The organism is Bradyrhizobium sp. (assembly GCF_035935975.1).
Classification (GTDB): Bacteria; Pseudomonadota; Alphaproteobacteria; order Rhizobiales; family Xanthobacteraceae; genus Bradyrhizobium.
In genome coordinates this window covers 17897-44862 of record NZ_DASYWN010000023.1, presented here as the reverse complement: position 1 = coordinate 44862, position 26966 = coordinate 17897, and the positions used below count along the sequence as shown (strand labels likewise).

At 62.6% G+C, this 26966-nt stretch carries 24 protein-coding genes and 1 pseudogene; 12 read left to right on the top strand and 13 right to left on the bottom strand.

Features of this window, described 5'->3' with window-relative positions; all coding sequences use genetic code 11:
- Nucleotides 1–31 precede the first annotated feature (31 nt).
- Nucleotides 32–622, bottom strand: coding sequence for an NAD(P)H-dependent oxidoreductase (locus VGR99_RS11470; protein ID WP_326898467.1), 591 nt, complete (start codon nt 620–622; stop codon nt 32–34).
- Nucleotides 623–660: 38 nt separating this feature from the next.
- Nucleotides 661–1608: an AraC family transcriptional regulator gene (locus VGR99_RS11465; RefSeq protein ID WP_326898466.1), complete on the bottom strand. Its 948-nt coding sequence runs from the start codon at nt 1606–1608 to the stop codon at nt 661–663.
- A 302-nt stretch (nt 1609–1910) separates the two neighbouring features.
- On the opposite strand from VGR99_RS11465, the gene VGR99_RS11460 reads away from it, so the two are divergent.
- Genes VGR99_RS11460 through VGR99_RS11450 form a run of 3 tightly spaced genes read left to right on the top strand, consistent with a single transcriptional unit; the run spans nt 1911 to nt 4537 of the window.
- Nucleotides 1911–3029, top strand: coding sequence for a DUF2336 domain-containing protein (locus tag VGR99_RS11460; protein WP_326898465.1), 1119 nt, complete (start codon nt 1911–1913; stop codon nt 3027–3029).
- Nucleotides 3030–3032: 3 nt separating this feature from the next.
- The gene (locus VGR99_RS11455; protein ID WP_326898464.1) at nt 3033–3371 is read left to right on the top strand and encodes a PilZ domain-containing protein; all 339 of its coding nucleotides are present in this window, start codon (nt 3033–3035) and stop codon (nt 3369–3371) included.
- A 47-nt stretch (nt 3372–3418) separates the two neighbouring features.
- Nucleotides 3419–4537 carry an HD-GYP domain-containing protein gene (locus VGR99_RS11450; RefSeq protein ID WP_326898463.1) on the top strand — a complete coding sequence of 373 codons (1119 nt, stop codon included), beginning with the start codon at nt 3419–3421 and terminating at the stop codon, nt 4535–4537.
- A 372-nt stretch (nt 4538–4909) separates the two neighbouring features.
- On the opposite strand, the gene VGR99_RS11445 is transcribed toward VGR99_RS11450, so the two are convergent.
- Nucleotides 4910–5587: a nitroreductase gene (locus VGR99_RS11445; RefSeq protein ID WP_326898462.1), complete on the bottom strand. Its 678-nt coding sequence runs from the start codon at nt 5585–5587 to the stop codon at nt 4910–4912.
- A gap of 140 nt (nt 5588–5727) precedes the next feature.
- Between VGR99_RS11445 and VGR99_RS11440 the strand changes: the two genes are divergently transcribed.
- From VGR99_RS11440 to VGR99_RS11430, 3 genes are all read left to right on the top strand, one after another.
- A complete protein-coding gene (locus VGR99_RS11440) occupies nt 5728–6690 on the top strand; it encodes an alpha/beta hydrolase (RefSeq protein WP_326898461.1) in 963 nt (320 codons plus the stop codon).
- 119 nt (nt 6691–6809) lie between these two features.
- On the top strand, nt 6810–7058 hold the full coding sequence (locus tag VGR99_RS11435; protein ID WP_008133377.1) for a hypothetical protein: 249 nt from the start codon (nt 6810–6812) through the stop codon (nt 7056–7058).
- 238 nt (nt 7059–7296) lie between these two features.
- Nucleotides 7297–8373, top strand: coding sequence for a type II asparaginase (locus VGR99_RS11430; RefSeq protein WP_326898459.1), 1077 nt, complete (start codon nt 7297–7299; stop codon nt 8371–8373).
- Nucleotides 8374–8423: 50 nt separating this feature from the next.
- On the opposite strand, the gene VGR99_RS11425 is transcribed toward VGR99_RS11430, so the two are convergent.
- The gene (locus tag VGR99_RS11425) at nt 8424–9299 is read right to left on the bottom strand and encodes an MBL fold metallo-hydrolase (protein ID WP_326898458.1); all 876 of its coding nucleotides are present in this window, start codon (nt 9297–9299) and stop codon (nt 8424–8426) included.
- Nucleotides 9300–9555: 256 nt separating this feature from the next.
- Here VGR99_RS11425 and VGR99_RS11420 point away from each other — a divergent pair, with 256 nt between their 5' ends.
- On the top strand, nt 9556–11763 hold the full coding sequence (locus VGR99_RS11420) for an alkaline phosphatase family protein (RefSeq protein WP_326898457.1): 2208 nt from the start codon (nt 9556–9558) through the stop codon (nt 11761–11763).
- A gap of 50 nt (nt 11764–11813) precedes the next feature.
- On the opposite strand, the gene VGR99_RS11415 is transcribed toward VGR99_RS11420, so the two are convergent.
- The 4 genes from VGR99_RS11415 to VGR99_RS11400 all read right to left on the bottom strand — a co-directional run bounded on the left by VGR99_RS11415 (nt 11814) and on the right by VGR99_RS11400 (nt 15999).
- Nucleotides 11814–13436, bottom strand: coding sequence for an ABC-F family ATP-binding cassette domain-containing protein (locus VGR99_RS11415; protein WP_326898456.1), 1623 nt, complete (start codon nt 13434–13436; stop codon nt 11814–11816).
- A gap of 216 nt (nt 13437–13652) precedes the next feature.
- Nucleotides 13653–14705: a SphA family protein gene (locus tag VGR99_RS11410; protein ID WP_326898455.1), complete on the bottom strand. Its 1053-nt coding sequence runs from the start codon at nt 14703–14705 to the stop codon at nt 13653–13655.
- A 144-nt stretch (nt 14706–14849) separates the two neighbouring features.
- Complete coding sequence (locus tag VGR99_RS11405) at nt 14850–15740, bottom strand: carbonic anhydrase (RefSeq protein WP_326898454.1); 891 nt, start codon at nt 15738–15740, stop codon at nt 14850–14852.
- 1 nt (nt 15741) lies between these two features.
- Entirely contained in the window at nt 15742–15999 is a 258-nt protein-coding gene (locus VGR99_RS11400; protein ID WP_326898453.1) for a hypothetical protein, read from the bottom strand.
- Between the two features lie 143 nt (nt 16000–16142).
- Here VGR99_RS11400 and VGR99_RS11395 point away from each other — a divergent pair, with 143 nt between their 5' ends.
- On the top strand, nt 16143–17612 hold the full coding sequence (locus VGR99_RS11395) for a DUF1254 domain-containing protein (RefSeq protein ID WP_414645113.1): 1470 nt from the start codon (nt 16143–16145) through the stop codon (nt 17610–17612).
- A gap of 924 nt (nt 17613–18536) precedes the next feature.
- Here the strand turns inward: VGR99_RS11395 and VGR99_RS11390 are convergent.
- Together VGR99_RS11390 and VGR99_RS11385 are read right to left on the bottom strand one after the other, a co-directional pair.
- Complete coding sequence (locus VGR99_RS11390) at nt 18537–19241, bottom strand: hypothetical protein (RefSeq protein WP_326898451.1); 705 nt, start codon at nt 19239–19241, stop codon at nt 18537–18539.
- Between the two features lie 226 nt (nt 19242–19467).
- On the bottom strand, nt 19468–19644 hold the full coding sequence (locus tag VGR99_RS11385; RefSeq protein ID WP_414645112.1) for a hypothetical protein: 177 nt from the start codon (nt 19642–19644) through the stop codon (nt 19468–19470).
- Between the two features lie 285 nt (nt 19645–19929).
- Between VGR99_RS11385 and VGR99_RS11380 the strand changes: the two genes are divergently transcribed.
- On the top strand, nt 19930–21072 hold the full coding sequence (locus VGR99_RS11380) for a transporter substrate-binding domain-containing protein (protein ID WP_326898450.1): 1143 nt from the start codon (nt 19930–19932) through the stop codon (nt 21070–21072).
- Nucleotides 21073–21103: 31 nt separating this feature from the next.
- Here VGR99_RS11380 and VGR99_RS11375 read toward each other — a convergent pair.
- Nucleotides 21104–21271: pseudogene (locus VGR99_RS11375) on the bottom strand (GrlR family regulatory protein); the annotation flags it as partial.
- 162 nt (nt 21272–21433) lie between these two features.
- On the opposite strand from VGR99_RS11375, the gene VGR99_RS11370 reads away from it, so the two are divergent.
- Nucleotides 21434–22621 (top strand): acyltransferase, encoded by a 1188-nt coding sequence (locus tag VGR99_RS11370; protein ID WP_326898448.1) that lies wholly within the window; start codon nt 21434–21436, stop codon nt 22619–22621.
- A gap of 87 nt (nt 22622–22708) precedes the next feature.
- Here the strand turns inward: VGR99_RS11370 and VGR99_RS11365 are convergent, their stop codons facing one another.
- Together VGR99_RS11365 and VGR99_RS40095 are read right to left on the bottom strand one after the other, a co-directional pair.
- Nucleotides 22709–23455 (bottom strand): hypothetical protein, encoded by a 747-nt coding sequence (locus VGR99_RS11365; protein WP_326898447.1) that lies wholly within the window; start codon nt 23453–23455, stop codon nt 22709–22711.
- Between the two features lie 147 nt (nt 23456–23602).
- On the bottom strand, nt 23603–23902 hold the full coding sequence (locus VGR99_RS40095; protein ID WP_414645111.1) for a hypothetical protein: 300 nt from the start codon (nt 23900–23902) through the stop codon (nt 23603–23605).
- Between the two features lie 104 nt (nt 23903–24006).
- On the opposite strand from VGR99_RS40095, the gene VGR99_RS11355 reads away from it, so the two are divergent.
- Both VGR99_RS11355 and VGR99_RS11350 read left to right on the top strand, forming a co-directional pair.
- The gene (locus tag VGR99_RS11355; protein ID WP_326898446.1) at nt 24007–25443 is read left to right on the top strand and encodes a DUF1254 domain-containing protein; all 1437 of its coding nucleotides are present in this window, start codon (nt 24007–24009) and stop codon (nt 25441–25443) included.
- 847 nt (nt 25444–26290) lie between these two features.
- Entirely contained in the window at nt 26291–26914 is a 624-nt protein-coding gene (locus VGR99_RS11350; RefSeq protein ID WP_326898445.1) for a DUF2865 domain-containing protein, read from the top strand.
- Nucleotides 26915–26966 lie beyond the last annotated feature (52 nt).

The following is a 26966-nucleotide window of genomic DNA, read 5'->3' as shown; positions in this document are numbered from 1 at the left end:
GGCTACGGACCCCCATCCGCGCAACGCGACCTCAATAAGGCGGCGCCTTGCGCGCCCGCTGCGCCTTGGCGGCCTCGATCCACCACGTCAGGTCATCGGCAAAGCGCGGGAACGCGCGCTCCAGCGCCATGCCGCCCTCGCCGATCGGCTCGCCCTCGGCCGAGAGCGACTGCGCGATCGGGCCGACGCCGATCGTGCTTGACACCACCACCATGCCCATTTCCGACAGCGTGCCGTGCCAGGCGGTCGCAGCCCGTGCGCCCGAGAAGCGGCCGGCGGAATAGCTGACGATCGCGGCCGGACGCCAGAACCATTCTTCGAGGAAGTGGTCGGTGAGATTCTTCAGGCCGGGCTGGATGCCCCAATTGTATTCGCCCGTGACGAAGACAAAACCGTCGGCGCCGCGGATCTGACCGGCCAGCTTCTCCAGCGCCTCCGGCGCCGCGCCCTTGGGATATTCCTTGTACATGCGGTCGAGCATGGGCAGGCCGATGGCCTTGGCGTCGATGAACTCGACGTCGTCGCCGCGGCTGCGCAGACGATTGATGACGAAATCCGCAAGGCGGACGCCCATGCGGTCGGAACGGTAGGAACCGTAGAGGACGAGGATGCGATTGCTCATGGGCGCATAGCTAGCACAAACTCCGGCGGCTTGTCGCGCTATCGCCTGCGCCCGTGCTCCAGCGTCTCCGACGGTGTCTCGCCGAATTGATCGCGATAGCTTCTGGAGAAGTCGCTGAGATGCCAGAAGCCGAACGCCAGCGCGACGGCCTTGACGCTGTCGGCGCCGGCGAGCAGCCGCCGGCGGACCAGCCACAGCCGGCGCAGGCGCAGATAGCGGTGCAGGCTCATGCCGCGGTAGCGGCGGACGACGTCATGCATGGTGCGCACGGACAGGCCGAGCTTGCGCGCGACCTCCTCGCTGTAGATCGGCTGCGAGAGATCGTCGGACAGCAGCGCGCGGATGTCCTGGAAGATCTTGAAGTTCCGCTCGTCGTTGGGGCGCAGCGTCCAGCGTGCCGGAACGACGCTCTCGAACGCGCCGTCGACGGCGCCGAGCAGGGATTCCTTCATGGCTGCGGCCTTCAGCGGCAGCTCCGGCACATCAACCGGATCCGACGCTGCGGCCAGCACCGCTCGAACCACGCCGCGCAACCGGTTGAGGCCTGCGGCGGTCGTCTCAAAAATCTTGAAGCTCAGGGCCGCCCGCGGCCAGCCGCGATCGGTGACCTCGGGGCGGAAGATCACTGAGGCAATCTGTCGCTGCACTTCCTCGATCGTGGTGTAGGCGGCCCCGCCGCTGCCGATCACGACGACCGGCCGCGCGCGCTGCGTGCCGTTGAAGCGCACGGGCACATCGAGATCGTCCATCGTGAATCCGATCGCCGTGCAATTATCGACGAGCTGCGCATCGACGACGCGTGGAAACGCCAGCGTCAGATTCACGTCGCAGCCGGGCAGCGACAGGATGGTCTGCTCGGCCGCGATTTTGCGCACGAAAGGCGTGAACTCGAAATTCAGTCCACGGATTGCGTTGCGAAACTCGTCGACATCGGAAAAGCGAAATGTCTTTGGCGCCAGCGCTGGCGCATCATCATTACTGGTCATGGCAAAATGAAAACCACGTCGGGAAAAGACGCGCGTCCGGCGAAAGCGCCGGTCTGAATTCCCCCCTTTCGGTCGTCCTGCCGGACCAAAGGAATCATGCCGGTCCGCCTCGATCAGTTGGCGAGTGTCCCATGCAAAGAACAAGTCGCGGTTCGACTACTGCCAAATTTCGATAGCGTTTCCAGTGCAGCAGGCGGTGCGCGGATACCCGGGGTGGCCAGGTCTAAATTTCAAATTAACGGCTCTGGGGCGGAATGAAGGGCGTTGGATCGACAAAATTTATTTAAGTACAGGCCCCTGCCATGATGGCACATTCGCCTGCCGATAGCCTCGTCGAATTGGAAGACGCGGTCGCAAACAGCCCGCCGGAGCGCTGCGTACGCATCCTATCGGGCATAGTCCGCCTGCTCGCGGCCGGCGGCAATCTGCCCCAGGACATGCTCGTCAACGTGGTCGACGGCGTCCTGCTGCGCCTTGCCGCGCGGGTTGCTCCCGGCGCACTGGTCGAGCTCAGCAACGCACTCGCCGAGCTGAACGTGGCGCCGCAGGAGACATTACGCCATCTGGCCTCGCATGAGGATCCGGAGATCGCCTGTCCGCTCCTCCTCAGATCGCCGGCACTGTCCGCGGCCGATCTCGCGATAATCGCGGCGACGCGCGGCGAGCGGCAGCAATTTGCGATCGGCGCCCGCGACAGCATCGCGGCCGACGTGACCGAGGCGCTGATCAAGCACGGTGGCCCTGCGCTCTGCCTTGCGCTGATCAAGAACCCGGGAACCAAATTCTCCCAAGCCGCCCATGCTGCCCTGATCGACAGGCACGGGCAGAATGACGAGGTCACGAAGGCGCTGGTGTTGCGGCCGGATACGCCCGACCTCATCGTGCGGAAACTGCTCTCCGTCTCCCCCGGCAAGATCTCCCCCGGCAAGGCAGCACCGGCCAAGCCCAACGCCTCCGCCGTCCCGCCGGCGCCCGCATACGCGCCGGTCACACCCAGGCTGCCGGGCCCGGCCGCCTATGCGAATGCGCGGCCGGAGATCGTCGCCCTCAGCCGCGTCGGCAAGCTCAACGATTCCACGGTGAACCGCTTCGCGATCCGCGGCGAAACCGCCAATCTGGTCACGGCGCTGTCGGTGCTCTCGGGCGCGCCGATCGAGATCGTCGAGCACGTCATGACCGACGGCGACTGCGAGGGCCTGGTCATGGCCTGCCGCGCCTCGCGGCTGAACTGGGCGACCACGCTCGCCATCCTGGGCAATCGCGGCGGCGCACGGCTGTCCTTCGCGGAGCGCGAACGCGCGCAACACATCTTCGAAACGCTTTTGTTGTCGACCAGCCAATGGACGGTGCGCTGGGGGGAAATCGCAGCACGCGCCAATACGAGCGATCCGGGACATCGTGGCGCAAAAGGTGGGGGTTAACCGATGAGATTCGACGGTCGCAAAGCCTCTCGCGTGAAAATGGATCACCGGCAACCCGTCAACCTGATGGGTTCGGACGGCACCTGGCGGCGCAGCTGCGTGCTGCTCGACGTGTCGAACAGCGGCGCCAAGATCGAGGTCGAAGGTACGCTCGACGTGCTGCAGGCCAAGGAATTCTTCATGGTGCTGTCCTCGACGGGGCTCGCCTATCGGCGCTGCGAGCTGGTCTGGATCGACGGCACCACGGCCGGCGTCCACTTCATCACGGCAGACGGCAAGAAGAAGTCGGCGAGCGCACCGGCGGCCGCCGCCAAAGTCTCAGCTCGGGACTCCGCTCAATAATCCCGGATTTCACTTCACGCATAGGACATTAGGTCTCAGGTCAACCCGTGCAGAACGCGCGCACCATAACAGGCTCCGTCAATCGCGACGGCGGAGTCCGAGAAGGAGAGACAGCCCGCCCGCTTGTCCAGATATTGGCCGACACGTCGGACAAATTGTCCGGCATGCGCTCGATCCTCGAAGAGAAATTCAACGTCGCGGGCGAACGGCTCGACGCCGACGCCAAACTCGCCCAGGTGCCGTCCGCCATCGTCATCCGCGCGGAGCTGCGCGATGTCGACAACATCGCAGCCATCAAGAAGCGGGCTGGCAAGCTCGCAAAGGCCAAGAAGCGCATCTTTCTGCTCGAGCACACCTCTCACGTCGGCATTTCACAGGCCTACGCGCTCGGCGCGACGCTGGTGCTTCCGGGCGTGGTCAGCCGGGCGAAATTGCTCGCCGCGCTGTCCGATGCCGCCGAGCCTTTGTCCACCTCGAGCGACCTGGCGCAGCCCGACAACGCGGTCGAGAGCGCGGCGACCGCGATCGCATCGATGTTCACCTCCGTCACGCTTGGCCAGCCGCTGGACGTCGCCGGCACCAAGGAAGTGGGTCGCCAGATTGCCGACCGCATCACCCGGCACGGCCTGTCCGAATGGCTCACGACGGTACGGCGCCACCATGAGGGAACCTATCAGCACTGCCTGCTCGTGACCGGCGTCGCCATCGACTTCGGCCTCAGCCTCGGCGTCGGCCGCGCCGATCTGGAGCGCCTCTATTCGGCCGCCATGTTCCACGACATCGGCAAGGCGCAGATCCCGCTCGCCATCCTCGACAAGCCGGGCCGCCTCGATCCCGACGAGCGCGCCATGATCGAAACGCATCCGGCCGCGGGCTATGATTTCCTGAAGGAACACGAGGGGATCTCGCCCGAGATCCTCGATGCCGTGCGCCATCATCACGAATATCTCGACGGCAGCGGCTATCCGGATGCGCTCTGCGCCGAGAGCATCGGCGACATCGTGCGGATCCTCACCATCTCGGACATCTTCGCGGCGCTGATCGAGCACCGCCATTACAAGCCGACGATGCCGCGCGCCGAGGCCTATAACATTCTCTGCGGAATGAATGGAAAGCTGGAGAAGGCGCTGGTCACATCGTTCAAGCAGGTCGCCCTCACGCGTTGAGCGCGGCAACGATCCCCGGCACAAACCTCAGTGCGTCGCGCGATATCTGGCGCGGGGCGGAATCGAGCGACAGGCAAGGCCCTCCGCAAGCAGCTTCATATCCTCGCGTTTGCCGCTGCGGATCAGCCGACTGAGCTCCTCGGGTGTGAAGGGAAGAGTGGGATCATCATCGATCGGGCGCCGCACTCGCGGGCCCAAGAACCGTCGCACCAGGCTAGCCAGCCGCCGCATATCAATTCCCTCGCGCCAGCAACAAACCCTTCAATCCGCATATTGTTCCTCCCGCACGATCGAGATTGCAAGGGCCATCGGGGACTCCGCACGAAAAATTTCGGTGACAGAATTCTTCTCCGTACGAGGCGGCTTGTCGTGCTAATCGGCAAAACCGACGTAACGTACGAACTCCTGATTGTGCTCGCGATCCGAGCGCACCGCATTCGCGGCAAAGTTGTCGTCGGGGTAGCCCATCGCGACGCAGGTCATGATGACTTCCTCTTCCGGAATCTTCGCGACCTCGCGCACGATGTCGGAGCGCATGATGCCCTGCCCGTTGATGACGGAGCCGAGGCCGCGGTCCCACGCCGCGAGCACGATGCCGTAGCAGAGCGCGCCGAGATCGAAATGACAGACCGCGCCGGGATCGAGCACGCGGTCATAGGTCAAGACCAGCGAGACCGGCGCGTCGAACTGACGGAAGCCACGCAGCACCCAATCCTGGCGCATCGGCTTGTCGTCGCGCGCGATCCCCATCGCGCCGAACAGCTTCTTGGCGATGTCGACCTGGCGGTTGCGATGGACGCCCTGATATTCGCCATGGCTGATGATGTCGCGCTTGACCCTGGCGCCGCCGACCATCTCTTGCATGTTGCGACGGCGCACCTCTTCGAGCGGCGCGCCCGTCAGCACGTGGACATGCCAGGGCTGGGTGTTCATCGACGACGGCGCGCGCTTGGCACTCTCGATGATCGCCTCGACCACGGCGCGCGGCACCGGCTCGTTCTTGAAACCGCGCACGCTGCGGCGCGACTGGACCAGCGTTTCGAATTCCACCTGTTTGGCCTCCCTGCCCGTTCATTCCGCGGCATTGCAATTGTAACGCGTAATCGGTTGCCGATGCGGTGCGCCAAATCTATGCTAACCCGCAACCAAGACCAAGAACCCAGCCCAAGGACTACCCGAGGACTTCAGCAATGCCCGCACCGCTCGATCCCGTCATCGCCCAGATCATTCCGCTGCTGCCGCTGCGCGATCCCACCACGATGACGCCACAGAGCGCCCGCGATGCCTTGCGCGCACTGGCTGCCTCGCGCGCGGAGGTGGCACCGCCGCCCGTCGACGCCGTGCAGGATATCAAGGTGAAAGGCGGCGCCGGCCCGCTCGATGCCCGCGTCTATCGCGTCGGCACCGCCCCCGCGCCGACCGTGGTGTTCTTCCATGGCGGCGGCTGGGTCGCGGGCGATCTCGATACCCATGACCGGCAGGCGCGCAATCTCGCGATCGAGACCGGCGCGGTCGTCGTCTCCGTCGACTATCGCCGCCCGCCGGAGGTGCGTTTTCCCGGCGCCTACGAGGACGCCTTTGCCGCAGCGAGCGACATCTTCAACCGCATCGCGGAATTTGGTGGCGACGCCAAGCGTCTCGGCGTTGCCGGCGACAGCGCCGGCGGCAACCTCGCCGCCGCCGCCGCGATCGCCTGCCGCGATGCCGGCATCGCGCTCGCCGCGCAGCTGCTGGTCTATCCCGTCACCGACGTCGTCGGCAATTATGCCGATGCGCGCGAGAACGCACGCTTTCCGTCGCGCGACGAGAATGCCGAGGGCTACTTCCTCACGCGCGCCACGATGGAATGGTTCTCCGGCCACTATCTCGCCAATCCCAAGGACGGCGCCGACTGGCGGGTCTCGCCGCTGCGCGCCGCGTCGCTCAAAGGGCTCGCACCCGCGATCGTGACCACCGCCTGGTTCGATCCCCTGCGCGACGAGGGCGCCGCCTATGCGCGCGCGCTGGAGACCGCCGGCGTGCGGGTCAAGCACCACGAAGGCGCCGGCCTGATCCACGGTTATTTCGGCCTCGGCGAGGCCTCCGAGGTCGCGCGCGCCGAAGCGCAGCGAGCGCGCGCCGATTTCAAGGCGTTGCTGATGCGCGGAATCTGAACCGGGAATGAACGGAAAAATACCCGGCAGCGGCCATGGCGTGCATCGATCCTGCTTGATTGCGCCACGATTCGCGGCTCCAATCCGCCTGCCATCTTTTTTGGTTTAGGGAGACACCTATGATGAAGCGGATTTTCCTGGCTGCGATCGTTGCCACCTTTGCAGCCGGCTCGGCCTTCGCGGACGACACCTGCGAGAGCAAGGCGGTCGGCAAGGACGGCAAACCGCTGGCCGGCGCCGCCAAGACCTCGTTCATGAAGAAGTGCAAGGCCGACGCCTGCACGCCGAAGGCCGTCAGCGCCGACGGCAAGCCGCTCGCCGGTGCCGCCAAGAACAGCTTCATGAAGAAGTGCGAAGTCAGCGCGTAATCGCGCTGCGAATTCGCGGCTTTCTTCGCGAGCATTCGCCTCTTCGATTTCGTCATGGCCGGGCTTGTCCCGGCCATGCTCGTTTGACGAACCTTTTCCGTACCCGCCGGACGCGCAAATCAAAATCACCGCCACTCTGGACAGAACGCCCCGGCTGACGGATCATGGCGCGCTGAGTGAAATGGGGCGCATCGACGAGGCTTTCCAGGAGAGGGACGTCAAGATGTGGCAACTTCGAATGCGTCATCGGATCGTGGCGGCAGTGAGCTTGCTGTTCGCGCTGCTCATCAGTCTTGAAGCGGCGAATGCGAGGGGCCCCGGTCTGCCCAACGTCATGGTTCTGGCAACCGGCGGCACGATCGCCGGCACCGGAGCGAGCAGCACCACCGTGGTCGGCTACACCGCAGCCACGGTCGGCATCGACACCCTCCTGAACGCCGTTCCCGAGCTGAAAGCCGTGGCCAACGTCAAGGGCGAGCAGGTTTTCCAGATCGCCAGCGAGAACATGAACAATGACTATTGGCTCAAGCTCGCCAAACGCGTCAACGCGCTCCTCGCGCAGGACGACGTGGACGGGATCGTGATCACCCACGGCACCGATACGATCGAGGAAACCAGCTATTTCCTCAACCTCGTCGTCAAGAGCAAGAAGCCCGTCGTCATCGTCGGCGCGATGCGGCCGTCGACGGCGATCAGTGCGGACGGGCCGATCAATCTCTTCAATGCAGTGATCCTGGCAGGCAGCGACGAGGCCGTCGGCAAGGGCGTGCTCGTGGCTCTCAACGACCAGATCAACGCGGCACGCGACGTTACCAAGAACAACACCTCGACGGCGGACACCTTCCGCACGCCCGAACTCGGCTTTCTCGGCTACATGCAGGGCAACAAGCCCTACTTCTATCGTCAATCGACCCGCCGGCACACGGCGGATTCCGAATTCGACGTGTCCAGTCTCGATACGCTGCCGCAGGTCGACATCGTCTACGGCTACGCCAACATGAACCGGGTCGCGGTCGACGCCTTTGTCGCCGCCGGGGCCAAGGGAATCGTGCATGCCGGCGTGGGTGACGGCAGCCTTGCCCGGCCCGCGGTCGAGCCGGCGCTTGACGAGGCCCGCAAGAAGGGCGTCGTGATCGTTCGGAGCAGCCGTGTCGGGAACGGCATCGTCGCGCGCAATGGCGAAGCCAAGGACGACGAACACGACTTCGTCGTCTCGGATACGCTCAACCCTCAAAAGGCGCGCATCCTTCTGATGCTGGCGCTGACCAAGACGACCGATACCAAGGAAATCCAGCGGATATTCTACACTTATTAGATCATCCGAAGCTTGAATCATGAGCCAGGATCATCTGTGGCGTGGTCGCCCTACTCCCGCTTGAAGCGGTAATCGAACGCGGCGCCGAGCGGCTTGATCAGTCCAACCGTCGGCGCCGGGAAATGGATCGGCAGGATCAACGTGTCGGTGTCAGCGACGGAGGCAAAGAACTTCCGTCGCGACACCGCCGATTGCTTGGCGTCCCAATCGGGCTTGGCCGACCAGTCCGGCTCACGGCACTGGATCTGGTGATGCATGAGATCGCCCGCGACCACCGCGCGCTGCCCCTCCGAAAAAATGTTCACGCAGCAATGACAGGGTGAATGCCCCGGCGTCGGCGTCAGCGTGACGGTATCGTCGAGCGCGTAATCGTCGTCCACCAGCAGCGCCTGCCCGGCCTCGACGATCGGCAGGCAATTGTCACGGAAGACCGTGCCCGGCGGGTTGTTGCCCTTGGCGTTCTCGGCTTCCCAGGCCGCATACTCGCCCTTGTGGAAGACATATTTCGCGTTGGGAAACGTCGGCACCCAGCGGCCGTCACGCAAGGTCGTGTTCCAGCCGGTGTGGTCGATGTGCAGGTGGGTGCAGAACACATAGTCGATCTGCTCGAAGCCGATGCCGAGCGCGAACAGCTCGTTGCGCCAGCGCTCCTTGCCCGGAAAATCGAACGGCGGCGGATGCCCCTTGTCCTCGCCGGTGCAGGTGTCCACCAGAATGGTGTAGCGCGGCGTGCGCACCACGAAGGTCTGGTAAGTGATGACCATCATGCCGCGCGCGGCGTCATAGACCTCCGGCTCCATGGTCGGAAGATGACGTCTGAATACGTCGTCGTCATAAGCCGGGAAAAAATCTTGTGGTCGCCGCCACGGCCCTTCCCGCTCGATCACCGCATCGATGGTGATGTCGCCGATCTTCAATTGCTTCACGCGCCCCTCCCGATTTTTCTCAAGCGTAACGAACGGGTTCGTAGCGTTCAAGGCGCGTCAGCGCAGGCCTGCCTTGCCGAGTTCCCGTCACGCGCGCGACAGAGATTGAGTTGGACTCTTGCGACAGAGATCGCGCAGCGACGCACACGCGTCGTTCAAGCGTCACACGCTCGTCGTCGGCCACACTCGATACTCCACGTGTCATCCGAGGTGAAACGCGCACAGATTGTGCAGCAGAAAAGACACGGGGCAGCACGTGGACAAGAAAATTCTCTTCACGCTGGTATCGTCGCTCTCGCTTGCGGCATCGCTGGTCGGCACGGCCGCGCCTGCATTCGCGGACGACGATAGCCGCGGCCGCGATTCCGACAATTCCCGCGGCCACGATCACGACCATCACGGACGTCGATCGCCGCCGGTGGTCCTGATCTCGCTCGACGGCGCCAAGCCCGATTTCATCCAGCAGTTCATCGACGAGGGCGTGCTGCCGCGCGACGGCGGCCTGGCACGGCTGAGCCGCCATGGCGCGGTGGCGCTGCAGAACATCACGGCTTCGCCTTCCCTTACCGCGGTCTCGCATATCGAGATCGCCACCGGTTCGAACGCGGTCCACAACGACATCCCCTCGAACACCTTCCAGGCGATCGTCGGCCCGATCTCATCGAGCATCAGCGGCTTCGCGGCGCCGATCGGCGGCTATCGCGAGAGCCCGCTCGGACCTTCGCAGCACCCGACGGCGTCGCCACTATGGGTGCAGCTGCGCCAGCAGGGCAAGAAAGTCGTCACCGCGACATGGCCGGGCGGCGACGGCGCCGATATCTCGATCAACGGCACCGTGGTGCAGCCGGCCCAGCCGATCCGCGTCACCGACTACACCGTGCCGTTCGGCGCCTTCGGCGGCCTCAGCGCCCAGGGCTTTTCGCTCGCCAAGACCGACTTCGCCGCCGACGCGGCGGTGAGCGCGGCCCTGCAGGCGGCGGGCCGGTTCTCGTTCAGCCCGGTGCTGGCGACGTCCAACCCGATCGAGACGTTCTCATGCGCCTCGGTGTCGACCGCGACCTGCACCAGCGCGGCGACGCAGGACCTCAAATACGCGATCCGCGTTGCGGCGCTCGACACCACCAACGACAACAAGGTGAACTACGACACCCTCGTCTTCTTCGACGCCACGCGCGGCATTACGGCAGGTCCCTTCGCCCCGCCGTCGACCGGGCCGGCCTACGCGAAATTCGGCGGCGAGAACGCGCCGTTCTTCTTCGAGGGCAGCGGCGCCAAGGTCGGCGCGGCGTATTACGTCTCGCAGCTCGCGCCCGATCTGTCGGTGGTGCGCTTCGCCCGCTACGGCGCCAACTACATCCCGCGCAACGCGCCCGTGCTGGCCGATGTCGACGACATCAACAACAGCATCGGATTCTGGCGTCCGCAGGCCGACTTCCGCATTCCGGAGCGGCTGAGCCCCGGCTTCACCAACTTCCCCGACGTCGAGATCGAGGCGATGTTCGAGGACATGGTCAAGACCTTCGTGCGCTACCAGGCCGATATCGGCGAGCGCGCCATCAAGAACAATCCCGACGCCGACCTCGTGATGGTCTATATCGAGCAGCCCGATGGCTCCGAGCACCAGTTCCTGCTCACCGATCCGCGCCAGGGCACCAACCCGAAAGACCCGAATTCGATCGGCGCCAATCAGGACCCCGCCAAGGTCGCCCGCTACAAATCCTACATCCGCTTCGCCTATCAGACGGCGGACAAGGCGGTGAAGCGGATTGCCGACGCGGCAGGTCCGGACAGCAACGTGATCGTCGTGTCGGACCACGGTTTTGCGCCGTTCCACACCTCGGTCAGCATGACCAACATCCTGAAGAATGCCGGCATCGACACCACCAAGGTGGCGATCCGAACCTCGGGTCCGGCGGTCAACATCTACGTCAACCTGCAGCAGCGCGAGTCCGGCGGCACCGTCGATCCCGCGACCTACACCGCACTGGTGACGCAGATCACCGATGCCGTGAAGAACGCGGTCGATCCCAACCCAAAATTCAACGGCTCGCTCGAGGGCGGACGCCTCTTCACGGTGGTCGAGACCCGCCCGCTCCAGTGCGAAGCCGGCCTCGGGCAGTGCACCAGCAAGACCATCGGCCAGGATTTCGGCGATGTGTTCGCGCTGATGGCGCCGGGCTATAATTTCGACGGCATCCAGAGCCCCGGCGTCGCGCGCCTCGGCGATGCGCCGTTCAACGCGGCCACGACCACGCTGTCGATGCCCAATTTCTACGGGGCTCACGGCCACGATCCCAAACTGCCGGTGATGAGCGCGACCTTCATCGCCGCCGGCCCGCGGATCCGCGACAACACCACGATCCGCCGCATGCGCAATCTCGACGTGGCGCCGACCATCATGCAGATCCTGGGCGTCCGGCCGCACGGGCTCGACGGCGAGGTGCTGAAGGAGATCCTGCGGTAGAGATTGACGGGTGGGCGCCGATCGGCGCCCATCCGGCCTTGCAGAAGCGACTAGCTCCGCAGCCCCGGCGCTTCCTGCCCGGTCCGCGCGACGTATTCCGTATAGCCGCCGCCATACTGGTGGATGCCTTCCGGCGTCAGCTCGAGCACGCGGTTCGACAGCGTCGCGAGGAAATGCCGGTCATGCGACACGAACAGCATGGTGCCCTCGAAATCCGCCAGCGCCGTGATCAGCATTTCCTTGGTGGCGAGGTCGAGGTGGTTGGTCGGCTCGTCCAGCACCAGGAAGTTCGGCGGATCGAACAGCATCTTGGCCATCACGAGGCGCGCCTTCTCGCCGCCTGACAGCACCCGGCAGCGCTTCTCGACGTCGTCGCCGGAGAAGCCGAAGCAACCGGCGAGCGCGCGCAAGGATCCCTGCCCCGCGGTCGGAAACTGGTCTTCCAGCGACTGGAACACGGTGCGCTCGCCGTCGAGCAGATCCATCGCGTGCTGGGCGAAATAGCCCATCTTGACGCTGCCGCCGAGGGCGACCGTGCCCTCGTCCGGCTCGCTGGCACCGGCGACGAGCTTGAGCAGCGTCGACTTGCCGGCGCCGTTGACGCCCATCACGCACCAGCGCTCGCGCCGGCGGATCATGAAGTCGAGGCCGTCATAGATGCGCTTGCTGCCATAGCCCTTGAACACCTTCTTCAAGGCCACGACGTCCTCGCCCGAGCGCGGTGCCGGCAGGAAGTCGAAGGCCACGGTCTGGCGGCGGCGCGGCGGCTCGACCCGCTCGATCTTGTCGAGCTTCTTCACCCGGCTCTGCACCTGGGCCGCATGCGAGGCGCGCGCCTTGAAGCGCTCGATGAACTTGATCTCCTTGGCGAGCATGGCCTGCTGGCGCTCGAACTGCGCCTGCTGCTGCTTCTCGTTGAGCGCGCGCTGCTGCTCGTAGAACTCGTAATTGCCGGTATAGGTCGTGAGCGAGCCGGAATCGATCTCGACCACCTTGGAGATCACGCGGTTGATGAACTCGCGGTCATGCGAGGTCATCAGCAGCGTGCCCTCGTAATCGTGCAAAAACTTCTCCAGCCAGATCAGGCTTTCGAGATCGAGATGGTTGCTCGGCTCGTCGAGCAGCATCACGTCGGGCCGCATCAAGAGAATGCGCGCCAGCGCCACGCGCATCTTCCAGCCGCCCGAGAGCTTGCCGACGTCGCCGTCCATCATCTCCTGGCTGAAGCCGAGGCCGGACAGGGCCTCGCGCGCGCGGCCATCGAGCGCATAGCCATCGAGCTCCTCGAAGGCGTGCTGCACCTCGCCGTAGCGCGCGATGATCTCGTCCATCTGGTCGGCCTTGTCGGGATCGGCCATGGCAGCTTCCAGCTCGCGCAGCTCGGCGGCGACCTCGCTGACGGGACCGGCGCCGTTCATGACCTCGGCCACGGCGCTGCGGCCCGACATCTCGCCGACGTCCTGGTTGAAATAGCCGATGGTGATGCCGCGATCGGTCGAGACCTGCCCCTCATCGGGCAGTTCCTCGCCGGCGATCATCCGGAACAAAGTGGTCTTTCCGGCGCCGTTCGGGCCCACAAGGCCGATCTTCTCGCCCTTGTTGAGGGCGGCGGAGGCTTCGATGAACAGGATCTGGTGGCCGGCTTGCTTGCTGACGTTGTCGAGGCGGATCATGGGGTCTTTTGGGGGGATTTTTGCGTTGCAGCGTCATAGGCCATACGGGGCGCCAGGGGAAGCCCGGGAGGGCCCGGGCGAAGCAAACAACATCACGATCATGGCCGGCAGGACCTGCTGTTGTCGGCGGGCGGCAGTGGCAAATGTGCAACGGCCAGCAGGCGCATGTCCCCTTCCGAGCCATCGGTCGCCGCCGTCGGACAGCTCCGACAATGCCTATCTCGCGACGAAATGCTTTCCGCGTACTGTCGGGGCGGCTGCGGCTGGGGAAATGGTGAACGTCAGCCACGCGTTCCATCCCGACGGACGGTTGGCTGCGCCGAATTCGCCGTATCCCCTCACGCCCAGGAAACCCTGCATGTCTCCGGCCGGGAAGTTGTAACCGATTTGCGGACCCACACCGAAAACGCGTGACCTGAAACCACCGAGGATCGGGTTCTGTCCGGAATCATCGGTGATCTGCTGGTAGGCGTAGCCTGCCATCCCCACGAAAAGCTGCTTGGACAGGAAGTGCGATGCGCCCCAATCGAAGTGGAAATCGATGCCGCTCCTGTAATGGATATCGGCATTTGGGAAATTGTAGGTGAAGCCGGCAACGCCCGAGAATTCGTTGCCGGTGTCCTCCCTGAAATAGGTATAGCCGCCGCCAGCATCCAAAGCGCCGTGCCCAAGCCCGACATTTGGGAGCCGCAGCGGATCATAGTCGCCGACGGGAATATTGCCTGTGGCGTAAGCCATGTAGTGGTCGACGCCGCTTTTCCAAAGCAGCTCCGCGAACGGCGCGAGGTCGCCGTAGGAAGTCAGCGAACCCTCCAGCGTTCCGCTCCGCGTCATCACGACCGGTCCGGCAATCGCGGTCAGTGTGCCGGAGACATCGGCGGCGGCTCGTCCAAACTGGCCCGACATGCCCGCGACCAACTGACCACCAAGCACCGGCGTCGCGAATGTGTAGGACGGCACGAGGCCGACCAGATCGGCTCGCCCGCGCAGGCTCAGGTTCAAATTGACATCGACGGCCGAAGGAATTCGACCCACCAGGATCTGTCTGGCTGCGGCGACGCTGCCGGCGGCGGAAACGCTGGAATGGTAATAGTTCGCCGAGAGCATCCAGCCCGGCGTCTGCTCCATGGCGGCGAAGCTCGCAAACTGACCCGGAAACCAGAACGAGCCGCCGCCCTGGTCAGCATGGGATACGTCAAGACACTGCACGAAAGCCGCGGCCGTCACAGCGCAGCCGATGACACGAATTCCTGGCCCGGTTGATCCCATTTGCAAATCCCAGGACGGCCTTTGCCATCAGACGCAGTTACCCTCGGTGCGTCAAGGTTATGATGGGCGATCAACACCGGGGCACCAGCGGCGTCCTTGCGGAAGTGCGACCTCGATTCGTGCTGGGCACCGCTCCCCGCCTTCTCAGAACGAACCGGTCTTGGTCCGCGAATTCTCCGGATTGAGGTATGAGACGATACGTCGTGATTGGACGATCGCCTCGCCAAGCCCGACAAATCCATCGCGGTCGCGAGGTGCCGCAGCCAATCCGATTCCGTCGGCAGCACCGGAACGCGGTGCCCATACCTCGCGCGTCTCCAGAAGATAAACGCCGTAAACGGTCTGCAATTCGCCTGGAGCACTGATCCCGAACTCTTGTTGTATCGAGTAGGCTGCCAGCGCCGCGTTGGTGACGATCGAGGACTCGGTCAAGGCTTTTCGGTACCCCGGCCTGTTGACGATGTCGTCGCCAAACGTGGCAACCAGCTTTCTTGCAGAGGACTGCACCACCAGAAGCAGACGGTCGAGAATGTTGCGCAACGAATGCTTGGCGGCCAGCGGCAGATAGTCACCCGGGTTCAAGAATACATCGACCGCTGTCGTCAGGGCGCCGCATCCGCTGTGACCGAGCACCACGATGAGCTTCAAACTGCCCCCGAGATTTTCAACCGCATATTTCAGGCTTCCAAGCACCTCGGTGCCCAGACCATTGCCCGCCACGCGGATGACAAAAAGATCATTCGGCCCTTCGTTGAAAATCAGCTCGATGGGTACGCGGGCATCCGAGCAACCGAGTATGGCGGCAAACGGACGTTGCTTTGCCGTTTCGGGGCCACCCGGCTCCAATCCCAGATCGCGGGGATCAACCGGGATCACCTGCTGTATTCCGCTCTGGTCCATTACGTGGTCGACGAGCGCCGCAAAGCTCTTGTTGCCGTGCTCAAGCCGGCTCAAGGCCGAGGCGCAATCCAACGGCAGCGGCCTGATCGCGGCTTCCTGCGGATTGAACCGATAGATGATGTCGATCGTGTTCACATCAGCCTTCGCTCGCCGTGCGGCTCATCCCACCCGGCATGATCTCGAGATCAGAACGAACCATTTCGCGCAACCAATGAGGTTCAACGTTGAGCCGCCACATGACGATATCGTTGACATGGATCAAGGCAATCGACGAAGCGCTCCACGCAGGCACCCCTGGCAGACGGGGCTCCGCAATTATCGATGGCGCGAATAGTGCATCGACATCGCCGAATGACGTCGCGAGAAATACCCTCACAAAAGTTCCTTGATCCAAATCAAGTGATGCTCCGACCTTTCGATCCCACGGTGCCTACCTCGCCGCTGCCGAGCTTTAGTTCGGGACAGCGCGCTCTGCGCTTGCGGTTACCGCGTTTTCAAGACCCGCCACCGATATCGGTCATCAGGAGAATGCATATGATGCGCCCAGCCCAATCGGACATCACACGACGCGGCACGCTGCTCGGAGCTGCGTCGGTTGCTGCCATGCTTTCCGCAGCGCCTGCAGTCACGACGACAACGGCGTATGCGCAATCTTCCGGCCCTGCGGTCGCATCGACATCCGCCGAGGAAGCGCTGACCATCGCGCAGGAGGCCTATATCTATCTTTATCCCTTGATCCTGATGGACCTGACGCGCAAGCAGCTGACCAATATTGATCCCAAGACCAATCCGATCGGCGGGCCTGCCAACGCCTTTACGAATGTTCGCGCATTTCCGACAGCGGAGATGCGGGCCGTGGTGCGCCCGAACTTCGATACGCTCTATTCCAGTGCGTGGCTCGATCTGACCGGCGGCCCCGTGGTGGTCTCGACGGCGGATACCGGCGGGCGCTACTTCCTGCTGCCGATGCTCGACATGTGGACGGATGTCTTCGCCGTCCCGGGCAAGCGAACGAACGGCACGGGCGCCGCCGCCTTTGCCCTCGTGCCGCCCGGCTGGAGCGGAACGCTGCCGCCTGACGTCGAACGCATCAATGCACCGACATCCTTCGTCTGGATCATTGGCCGCACCCAGACCAACGGCGTGAAGGACTACGACGCCGTCCACAAGGTGCAGGACGGTTACAAGATCACGCTCCTGGCCGATTGGGGGAAAGCGCCTTCCAAGGTCGAGCAGAAGATCGATCCCTCGGTCGACACCAAGACCGAGCCGCTACGGATCGTCGCACAGATGCCGGCGGCGGAGTTCTTCAAATATGGCACCGAGCTGATGAAGCAGAACCCGCCGCACCTGACGGACTGGTCCAACCTCGCGCGCATGAAGCGTATCGGGATCGAGCCCGGGAAGTTCGATGGCACCAAGGCGAGCGCGGACGTTTTTGCGCAAGGCGCTGCCGCCGGTCTGAAACTCATGTACGAGAAGGCGCCGACACTCGCGCGCATCACCAATGGCTGGCAGATGAACACCGACACGATGGGCGTGTACGGTGATTTCTATCTCAAGCGCGCCATCGTTGCGCTGCTCGGGCTCGGCGCCAATCAGCCGGAAGATGCGATCTATCCCCTCAATGTCGCCGATGCCGCCGGCAAGCCGGTGATGGCGGAGAACAAATACGTCCTGCATTTCAACAAGGACGAGCTGCCGCCGGTCAGCGCTTTCTGGTCGCTGACGATGTACGACGAAGAAGGCTATCAGGTCGCCAATCCGCTCAACCGCTTCGCCATCGGCGACCGCGACGCGCTCACCTACAATACCGATGGCGCGCTCGACCTCTACATCCAGCATGAGTCCCCCGGAGCAGACCGGGAGGCGAACTGGCTGCCGGCCCCGAAGAGCGGAAAACTCGGCTTGACGCTGCGCCTTTATGGACCCAAGCCGCAGGCGATCGACGGCCGCTGGAACCCACCGGCCATCGAGCAGGCCGGCGCAACGACCGGCCGCAAATAGTCGCGGCAAGCAGCCTGCGCCCGCCGCCTCGGCCTGAGCGAGGCCGCAAGGCGCGGGCCGCGCCTGCCGGCGAGCGCGATGCCTGCGAGCTCGCCCCTATCAACTGTCCGGCGTCGGCTTGCGACCCGAAGCGGAAATTGCTCCGTTTACACGAGCGAACCGGCCACCGAAATTGTTACGGCGCCAATCAAGGCCCTGGTAGCCTGCGGTCCATACAGGTCAATGGGCGCACGCATGCTTCGGGCTAATTCACTCACGCTTCTCCTTGCGCTGGCGGCTGTCCTTCATCCCCTCATCGCTGTTGCACAGGAGAAGGACTGCCTCAGAATGGCGTGCCGCGCACACGCCAGATTTAGAACCTGCGATAGGCCGCGGGATGGGGCTACAGCCCTGTCAGCGCGCGTCGTCGCGGTGTCAAGAGAATGCTCGAACTCGATCCTCGCGATGCAAATCGACGATGCGAAAGCGCATAATCTGCCGTCCGTCTTCGAAATCGATCTTGGCAGTTGCAGTTCGTATGCCGGTCAAATCGGCGATTTAATTCAGGTCGCGCTATATGAACGACCCAACTCTGATAGGCGGCGGTACCACTTTGCTTGCAAGGTTTGGTAAGGTCTGTCTTTGGCCCTTCAGAGACTTGCCGACCGCCGAGGTGAGTGTCCGCGTTCGAGGCCATATGCTCGCGCTGAGTTCGTCGCAGTTTGACCCAGAGCGGACCTCGGCCCCGTCGACCGGGTGCAAAATGCTCGCAATATCCGCTCGCTAATCTGCGCCAAATTCGATCCGCTCCAAGCGCTGCTGGCCTTAGCATCTGATGCACTTCGATTAAATGCCGCGAGTTGATCGCGGCTCAGGCGGCCCGCTCGCCGGACGCGCGCAGCAGTCAATGCCGCGAAAAACGAGAGGGTACAGCGCCCGGACGCGCTAGTTTTTTAGACCTAACGCCTTTTGCATCTCAGTTGTCATGCAAGGGTTGAGGATCCCGAAGTGACTGCAATTGAGAGGCCTGAAATAGAACTCCCGCGAACTCCTGAAGCTAGTCTCATGCAGACCAACCGCACAAGCCATTTTTTCATATACGCTAGTCATGGCGTCGCCGATCGTGCCGCCTCTATCCTTAAGCTCTTTCAATCCGTTAAAGAACGGTTGCTGCTTTAGATACTTGCATAGTGGAGCCGAGACTTGCGATCTGAAGCGTGCAACTAGCTTTTCCTCCTTGCCTGGCTCGACGTATACACCGTCGTGATCAAGCTCAACTTGAAAGTAGTTTGAGGCATCAACGAACGAAAACGGATTAAAGTCTGAGTTTCCAATTCTGAGCATCTGAAGACGTAAAAGCGCACCCTCATTTCCTGTGTTGCGAACAACCAAAGAGAGCTGTGTTTCAGATGCGCTATCCAAAAAAAGCTCGATCTGATAACCTTGTTGCTTAAAGAAGGGGATCGCCACAGTAAGAAGGGTCGTTGCAACAGATATAACGGCTGTGAGCAACGCCAAATTCGTCTGACCAATAGCAATAAACCTGCGCCAGTCTTGAAATGCCTTGCAATTCGGGCATACGCGCGCGCCGCTAGGCACGACTTGCTGACAATCCCTGCATTTGTGCCCAAGTTGCGGTAGCTTCGACACCTTGTGTCTCCGACTTCTGGCGGGCCTCGCCACACTATCACGTATGTATTTGTTAACGGAAGTGGAGGAGCATCGCTGACTTGCCGGTGCGGGCGCGCGCGGCCGAGCTGGCCGAATAACCGCGCCAATGTCCGAGTATGGCCCCAAAGCCGACATTCCACATGCACACCACACCCTCAACGTCGCCTTATGACAGCCCAGCCGACGCGACGGAATGATCCCTCGCCTACGCCCGCCGCATCAGCATGAGCGAAGCCGCAAGGCGCAGGCTGCGCTTGCTGGCGAGCGCGATGCCTTCGGGCTCGCCGCTATCGGACGTGCCGGTCTCGGAGAATCCGATCCCGACCTCGTAGCCGCCGAAGACGGGGTTCTCGCCTTTCGCCGGCGCGTGCTCCGAACCCAAAGCGCGCCAAGGGGCGCAGCATCCGCCAATGCGGCCATATCGAACTCGCGGCCCATCGTCCCTCAGCTTTTGACCGCGCCGCCTTTTGTCACCGGACGGGTATTCGAACACCCACGCTGGTGACTGACCCCAACGGTGATCGCGTCGCATCGTGCCCGTCTTGTGTTAGGCTTGTGTGTTAGGCTTGTGTGTTAGACTTGTGTGTTAGACTTGGCCGTCAATCCGTAACCAGTCTCATGCCCTGGGCACACGCAGACAACGCGGCTCTCGACAGGGAAACCATCGATGCCTCGCCCTGATCTCCTGGGTCGTCTTCGTGCAAGTGGCGTCCGGCTGCTCGACGCGCTTGCGGCCAGGATCGCCCGCGGGCTCGTGTTGGTGCTGCTGACGTGTATCACCTGGTCCATGGCCGAAGGTGGGACCACCAGGCTCAAGGTGGCGACCAGAATAGTCCCTCCCATGGTCATCGAGAAAAATGGGACTCTGAGCGGCTTCAGCATCGAGCTTTGGAACAGCATTGGCGGCCGGCTGAATTGCGAGACCGAATACGTCGTCATGCCGGATGTCGGCGAATTGCTTGACGCTGTCGAACACGGTCGAGCGGATCTCGCGATCGCGGCCATCTCGATCACTTCCGACCGCGAGAACAGGTTCGACTTTTCTCAGCCGATCATGAATTCCGGTCTGCAAATCCTGGTGCGTGGCACTGCGGCCAATGTCGAGCCGAATCCGTTGCGCGAGCTGATGCAGTTGTTCTTCTCCCGCACGCTTCTGGTCTGGCTCGGAATTGCGCTGCTGTTGATCCTCATCCCGGCACATTTGATCTTCCTGGTGGAACGGCACCATCGCAATGGAATCATTCCGAGCACGAAGTATTTCCCGGGAATCTTCCATGCCATGTTCTGGGCCGCAGGCACCCTGGCGACGCAGGCGGATCAAATGCCCCGGCACTGGGTGGCTCGGATCGTCGCGGTGCTCTGGATGTTCACGGGCGTCGTGTTCGTGGCTTTTTACACGGCGCAATTGACGGCATCCCTGACAGTGCAGCAGATCAAGGGACCGATTAACGGTCCGCGCGATCTCGTCGGAAAGCCGGTCGGCACGACACGGGGAAGCACCGCGGCCGTCTACCTGAACGAAGCCAAGGCTCAGGTTCTCGAGTTCGAAAAGGTCGACGACCTCTTCAATGCGCTGTTGAACCAGGAGATCGACGCCGTCGTATTCGACGCACCCGTGCTGCATTACTACGAGACCCACGACGGCAGAGGACTGGCAAAGATCGTTGGCGCCGTATTCCACAAGGAAGACTACGGCATCGTTTTCCCGACCGGCAGCCCCTTGCGCAAGCACGTCAACGAAGCGCTGCTGGCGCTGCGCGAGAATGACACGTACCAGAGAATCTACGAGGAATGGTTCGGCAAGCGCTGAGCTTCGCGAAGCATTTGTCGGAAGCCGACGGCCGCCGCATCGGCCTCAGCGAGGCCGCAAGGCGCAGGCTGCGCTTGCCGGCAAGCGCGATGCCTTCGAGCTCGCCGCTGTCGGCCGTGCAGGTCCCGGAGATGCCGATCCCGACCTCGTAGCCCCCAAATACGGGGTTCCCGTCCTTCGCCGGCGTGTGTGACGCATTTCCGCACTTGATTCAGATCAAGCCTCCGCGCGCACGGGCCACAAATCTACAGGCCCAAATCTACAGGCCAACGGCTCCCACCGGACGGTCGCTGCTGCAATGCACAGGCAAATCCGGTCTACAGGTTCGGGCCAGGCGACGTTGCTGTTGCGGGGATAGAGCATGACCGTAACTTTCGAGGCTGCAGTCCCGGACAATTCGCAATCCATACCCAGAGTGAAGTCCCGCAATCTCGCGATCGACCGGGCGCGGACGTTTCTGACCCTGGTCGTGTTGCTGCATCACGCAGTGATCCCCTACACCTATTTCGGCCATACCGACCCGAAGTTCTTCTTCGGCTTCGACATGATCGTGCTCGCCACCGACAGCTTCTTCATGGCGATGTTCTTTTTCCTGTCGGGGTTATTCGCCTGGTCCGGCATCGCCCGGAAGGGAGCGGCGAGCTACCTCCAGGACCGTTTGCTTCGGCTCGGCCTGCCGTTCGTGATCTGCGCCTTCACGGTCATCCCGATCGCCTACTATGCCATCTCGCTCCGACACCATCCCGAAATCGGCTTCTCGGAATACTACCGGACCATGATCACCAAGGGCCCGTGGCCGAGCGGACCGATCTGGTTCCTCTGGGTCCTGTTCGCCTTCGACCTGGTGGCATGCCTGCTGTACCGGTTGCGCCCCACCCTGCTCGACCCGATCAATCGTCTTTCATTGCACGGCCGCCGCCGGCCGGCAGTCTTCTTCGCCGTCATGCTGGCCGTCACCGCCGCGTTCTACATTCCCGGGCTGATCCACTATGGACCCAGCAGTTGGTTCGAGTTCGGGCCGTTCTCGGTACAGCACGGGCGGGTGATGCTCTATGCCAGCTATTTCTTCTTCGGCGCCGGCATCGGCTTTGCGAATATGGATCGCGGCCTGCTCGCACCTGACGGCCGGATGGCGAAGGTCAGCTGGGACTGGATGGTGCTCACGATCGTGCCGTATTGCCTGCTCTGGGGACTGATCTTCATCAAGCGGGAGATCCTCGGCAATCCGTCGCCGTTGCCGGCTTGGTATGAAGGCCTCTACGCCATCTGCTTCACCGTCTTCAGCGTGGCCATCATGTTCCTGATCCTGGCCTTCTTTCAGAGATTCAAGCAATCAGGCACAGCCAGGCTGCTCGACCCGATGCAGGCGGACGCCTTCGGCATGTTCCTGGTGCACTACCCGATCGCGCTGTGGCTGCAGTACTGGCTGTTCGACTACGATCTGCCGGCGATCGTCAAAGCGACGGTCGGCTTCGTCCTGACAGTCGCATTCAGCTGGGCACTGACGCGCGCGCTGCGGCAGATTCCCGGCGCGAGCAAGGTTCTGTAGCCAAGAAGGCAGCGTTACGACACTTGCTTGATGCGCGCTGTTTTGGAGTCCCCGCTCGACCGCGCGGTTGACACAGGTCAAGCGTCATCAGCGCGCTGTGGCAGGAAGTCTCCAGATCCGCAAAGGACCGATGGTCTCGAACCCGGCCAATTTGGCGGCAGCAATATCATGTCCGTGCTCGTAGCCGACCAGAGGTAGGCCAGGAAAACTCTCACCCGCGATCGCGATCAGGCTTCGCCAGACCCGATCCATTTGAGAGCCGAACAGATTTGAAAGGCCGACGACATCAGCACCTCGATTGAGGATGCCGCCGCCGGTACTGCCATCCTCCCCCTGAATGGAGACAAAAACGATGCTGTCGTCCGCAAGCAGGCCGGGCATGAACACGCGCGGCAAGGGTATCGCAGACGCCTTGGCGTCCTCGTCAGCCCAGGACCGCTCCCAGGCGCTCAATCCAGCTTCGTCGGTCACTATGGTCGAACGGTCGCCCGGCTGATGATGTCGGCCGTCGGGCCGAACGCCACTCATCGCGATCCATTCGGCATCGAATAGTGGCTCGAAGCCAAGCGACTCCAGGCGCAGGCAATGGAAGCTGTCCTTGACAAACCACTCCCGCCGTCGATTTGAACTGATCAAGTCAGCGATTGCCTTGAGCTGCGCTGGTGCAGCTTCCACACCTGCCGTCGTCACCGCGTCGGGATAGAAGCGTGGCGTTCCCAGCCGGGTCAACCAGATCGTCTCATGAAACTCGCCAGGACGATCATGCGCCCGGCAAACTGCGTCGCACCACGTGGCGTTGTTGTGAGCTGCTAGCATCGTGATACTGCTGTTCATTCCCGTTCCAGCTTGAATTGCCGACAGCCCCGGCAAGTGAGTGTCAGGCGTCTTGATGTCGGTCGTCTCTGATTGCGGTGCCCGTGCCGCGATCGGCCAGGCAATTGCCGACCCCAGACCAGCTATGAACTCTCTTCGACGCATCGTTCACGATCTCGGACCGTCTTGCGGCAGTATATTGTCGTGGAGACTCTCATGGAAAGAGATTAGCGGTGTCAGCTTTGGCCCAAAGCCGACACTCAGACGCACGCGCTCAACGTCGCCTTCTGACGGCAGAGCAGCCGCGACGGAATGATCGGCCGCCTGCGCCCTTCTCATCAGCCCCGGCGAGGCCGCAAGGCGCAGGCTGCGCTTGCCGGCAAGCGCGATGCCTTCGAGCTCGCCGCTGTCGGCCGTGAAGGTCCCGGACAAGCCGATCCCGAGTCGACACCTGTTGATCTGAATCAATAGAACGCTTTTGCGTGGATGCTTGTTTCAAGCATCTACTTCGGCGTGCCTGCCTGAACCATTACCAGCAACCGTTGTCCCGAAAAACAACAAGGGTGGATCGTATGGCCACGATTGATCGACGTATTTTTCTCGCTGTTGGCTTTGCCGTATCGACTTGCTTCGCAGCCACCGTGCCGTCGCGCGCGCAATCCATATCGCCCGCGGAAGCGCAGCAGATCGCCACCGATGCCTATGTCTATGGCTACTCGCTGATCACGACCGAAGTAACCCGCGTGCAGATGAGCAACGTTCCGAAGGTGGAGGGCTTTACAAGTCCGACCGGACAATTCGTCAATGTCCCCCGCTATCCGCCCGCGGATTACCGCGGCGTTTCCGCGCCCAACGCCGACACGCTGTATTCGGTTGCCTGGCTCGATCTCGCCGAGCCGCAGGTGTTCAGTCACCCGGATATGGGCAATCGTTTCTATCTCTTCGAGATCACTGATCTCTGGATGTCGGATTCCGAGCACTCGCCGAGCAAGCGGACGGCCAGTGGAAAGGCCGCCAACTACCTGTTCACCGCTCCGGGCTGGAAGGGCGAGGTACCGGCGGATATGAAACACGTCCCGATGGCGACCCGCTACATGGTCATTCTCGGCCGCACCTACGCCGACGGTAGCGAGGCTGACTACAAGGCCGTCAACGCGCTGCAGGCACAGTACAAGATCACGCCGCTTTCAGCCTGGGGCAAGCCATACACGCCGGTGGCACCGCCGGTAGATCCCAGTCCGGGCTTCAGCATGACCGACAAGCCGCAGACGGTCATTCTCGACATGGGGACGGAGGGATACTTCAATCTGATGACTAGGCTGATGGCGGCGGCGGCGCCCGCGCCGACGGCGGATGCACCGATGCTCGCGAGCATGGCGAAGATCGGTATCGTGCCCGGCAAGCCGTTCGAGATGAGCAAGCTTGGTCCGGCAGTTCAGCAAGCGCTGAAGGACATTCCGCAGACAGCTCTGAAAAAGATCGAGGCCAACAAGGACAACCTTGGTGGGATCGTTGACGGCTGGTCGATCACCAAGGGGCTCGGGACCTATGGCCCTTCCGATTACATGAAGCGAGCGGTCGTGGCAGCCTTTGGCTGGCCCGCCAACCAGGAGCGCGACGCCGTCTATCCGAACACCGAAAAGGATTCGACCGGACAGAAGTTGAGCGGTGCGAACAAGTACAGCTTGACCTTCCCGAAGGATGCGACGCCTCCCGTCAATGGTTTCTGGTCGTTCACCATGTACATGATCGACCAGGGCTGGTGGTTCGTCCCCAATCCTCTCAACAGGTTCACCGTCAGCATGCGCGACAATCCGAAGTTCAATGCCGACGGCTCATTGACCCTCTACTTCCAAAACGAGTCGCCGGGTGCAGACAAGGAAGCCAACTGGCTGCCGGCACCGAAGGGCGACTTCGTCCTGATGCTGCGGATGTACTGGCCGAAGGACACTCCGCCTTCGATCATCGACGGGAGCTGGAAGGTCCCGCAGGTAGTCAAGGTCAACTGAATCTAACAACAAGAACTCGCCGGCGCGGAACGCACAGCGTCGGCGGGAGCTTTCCATTGCCGGCCCCTTGCGAACACCGCCGGTGCCCTTGCGGATGTCAGTCCCTGGCCCCAGAGGCGACATCGGAGCAATTCCGTCAATTGCCCTTCGGGAACAAGGTTGTTATGTTCACTCGACGCCATCACTGCTTGTGGCCCTCTTGAATAGTCGCTTGCCACCTGCTTCGAGGTGGCGTTGCGGAGGACATTGCTATGAGATTTTCCTCGCTGTTCCTTGTCGGCTTGGCTGCCGCCATCTTGTCGAATGCACCCGCCAACGCAGTGACGAAAACCACGAGGCCGAACACTCCATCGACAGAGATATTTCACCCGGGGGCGCATGCCAAAGTGCTCGACCCGGATATAAGGGCGTTTGCACCACCCAAGGCCAGGACGTACGTGGAATGCAAACAAGGGCTATGGGCGCAAGGTGCGAACCCCAACTATCAATATGCGGTCTGTAGCAGTATGGGGTACAAGAACTGACCAATTCACGCACGCAGCAGGCCGCGCTCAGATGGTGGCCTGTCTGTCATGTCGGGTCTTATGAGGGCAGCCGGGAACGTCGCCTTCTGGCCCCATGGCTGACCTTACTGCGCTGCCCGCCGAGCGTCAGCTTTTGCGCCGCGCGAACTCCGGGGGATCACGGCTCCGACGGTGTTCCATAACGACCGAAATGTGGCGCTTGCCGTGCCCACTCGCCTATTTCTTTCCCCTTCTCCGCCCAGCTTAGAGCGCGTTTCGTATCCACGATTGCCGCAAGCGTCCTTTGTGCTGAAGAGGGTTCATTGCGTCCGGCGGAACAAGCGATGCGTACCGAATTGTGCGTTCAGCGCAAGCTGCGCCGCATGCTTGTTGCTGTCGCCGTCGTTGGCCCCGTGGCGCTGACGCCGGAAATGAGTGCGGCCGAAGGCTTGCTTGATTTCCTTTTCGGAGGCCTCCAGAAGCAGCAGCAGCAGCAGACCTCGTCTGTTGATCCGCAATCACCACCGCCGCGGCCGGTCGTCGCAGGCGCGGGACCTGCCTTCTGCGTGCGCAGTTGCGACGGCAAATATTTTCCGCTGATGCGCGGTGCGGCCTCGCCGGCGCAGATGTGTCAGGCCTTCTGTCCGGCAAGCCCGACCAAAGTTTTCTTCGGCTCCAGCATCGACAGAGCCTATGCCGCAACCGGCGAACGTTACGCCGATAGCGAAAACGCCTTTGCCTATCGGAAGGCGCTGCGCGCCGATTGCACTTGCAACGGCCGAAGCCCCGCCGGTCTTGCACCAGTCGATCTCGCGATGGACGGCTCGTTACGCTCGGGCGACGCGGTTGCCACCGCCGACGGGCTCGTCGCCTATTCCGGCATACGGGTCGGTAACGACCAGAACCCGGATTTCACGCCGCTTCCGGCTGCACCCACCACGCGGAAGCCGGTGCCCGCGCGCGACTAGCACGTAGATGCGGATTGATTGAGCTACCGCCCCGCCGTCATTACGGCGAGGC

Coding starts and splice junctions, on each gene's coding strand:
- VGR99_RS11470 (WP_326898467.1), bottom strand. CDS start 622: ATGAGCAATCGCATCCTCGTCCTCTACGGTTCCTACCGTTCCGACCGC.
- VGR99_RS11465 (WP_326898466.1), bottom strand. CDS start 1,608: ATGACCAGTAATGATGATGCGCCAGCGCTGGCGCCAAAGACATTTCGC.
- VGR99_RS11460 (WP_326898465.1), top strand. CDS start 1,911: ATGATGGCACATTCGCCTGCCGATAGCCTCGTCGAATTGGAAGACGCG.
- VGR99_RS11455 (WP_326898464.1), top strand. CDS start 3,033: ATGAGATTCGACGGTCGCAAAGCCTCTCGCGTGAAAATGGATCACCGG.
- VGR99_RS11440 (WP_326898461.1), top strand. CDS start 5,728: ATGCCCGCACCGCTCGATCCCGTCATCGCCCAGATCATTCCGCTGCTG.
- VGR99_RS11435 (WP_008133377.1), top strand. CDS start 6,810: ATGATGAAGCGGATTTTCCTGGCTGCGATCGTTGCCACCTTTGCAGCC.
- VGR99_RS11430 (WP_326898459.1), top strand. CDS start 7,297: ATGCGTCATCGGATCGTGGCGGCAGTGAGCTTGCTGTTCGCGCTGCTC.
- VGR99_RS11415 (WP_326898456.1), bottom strand. CDS start 13,436: ATGATCCGCCTCGACAACGTCAGCAAGCAAGCCGGCCACCAGATCCTG.
- VGR99_RS11410 (WP_326898455.1), bottom strand. CDS start 14,705: ATGGGATCAACCGGGCCAGGAATTCGTGTCATCGGCTGCGCTGTGACG.
- VGR99_RS11395 (WP_414645113.1), top strand. CDS start 16,143: ATGCGCCCAGCCCAATCGGACATCACACGACGCGGCACGCTGCTCGGA.
- VGR99_RS11380 (WP_326898450.1), top strand. CDS start 19,930: ATGCCTCGCCCTGATCTCCTGGGTCGTCTTCGTGCAAGTGGCGTCCGG.
- VGR99_RS11370 (WP_326898448.1), top strand. CDS start 21,434: ATGACCGTAACTTTCGAGGCTGCAGTCCCGGACAATTCGCAATCCATA.
- VGR99_RS11365 (WP_326898447.1), bottom strand. CDS start 23,455: ATGAACAGCAGTATCACGATGCTAGCAGCTCACAACAACGCCACGTGG.
- VGR99_RS11355 (WP_326898446.1), top strand. CDS start 24,007: ATGGCCACGATTGATCGACGTATTTTTCTCGCTGTTGGCTTTGCCGTA.
- VGR99_RS11350 (WP_326898445.1), top strand. CDS start 26,291: ATGCGTACCGAATTGTGCGTTCAGCGCAAGCTGCGCCGCATGCTTGTT.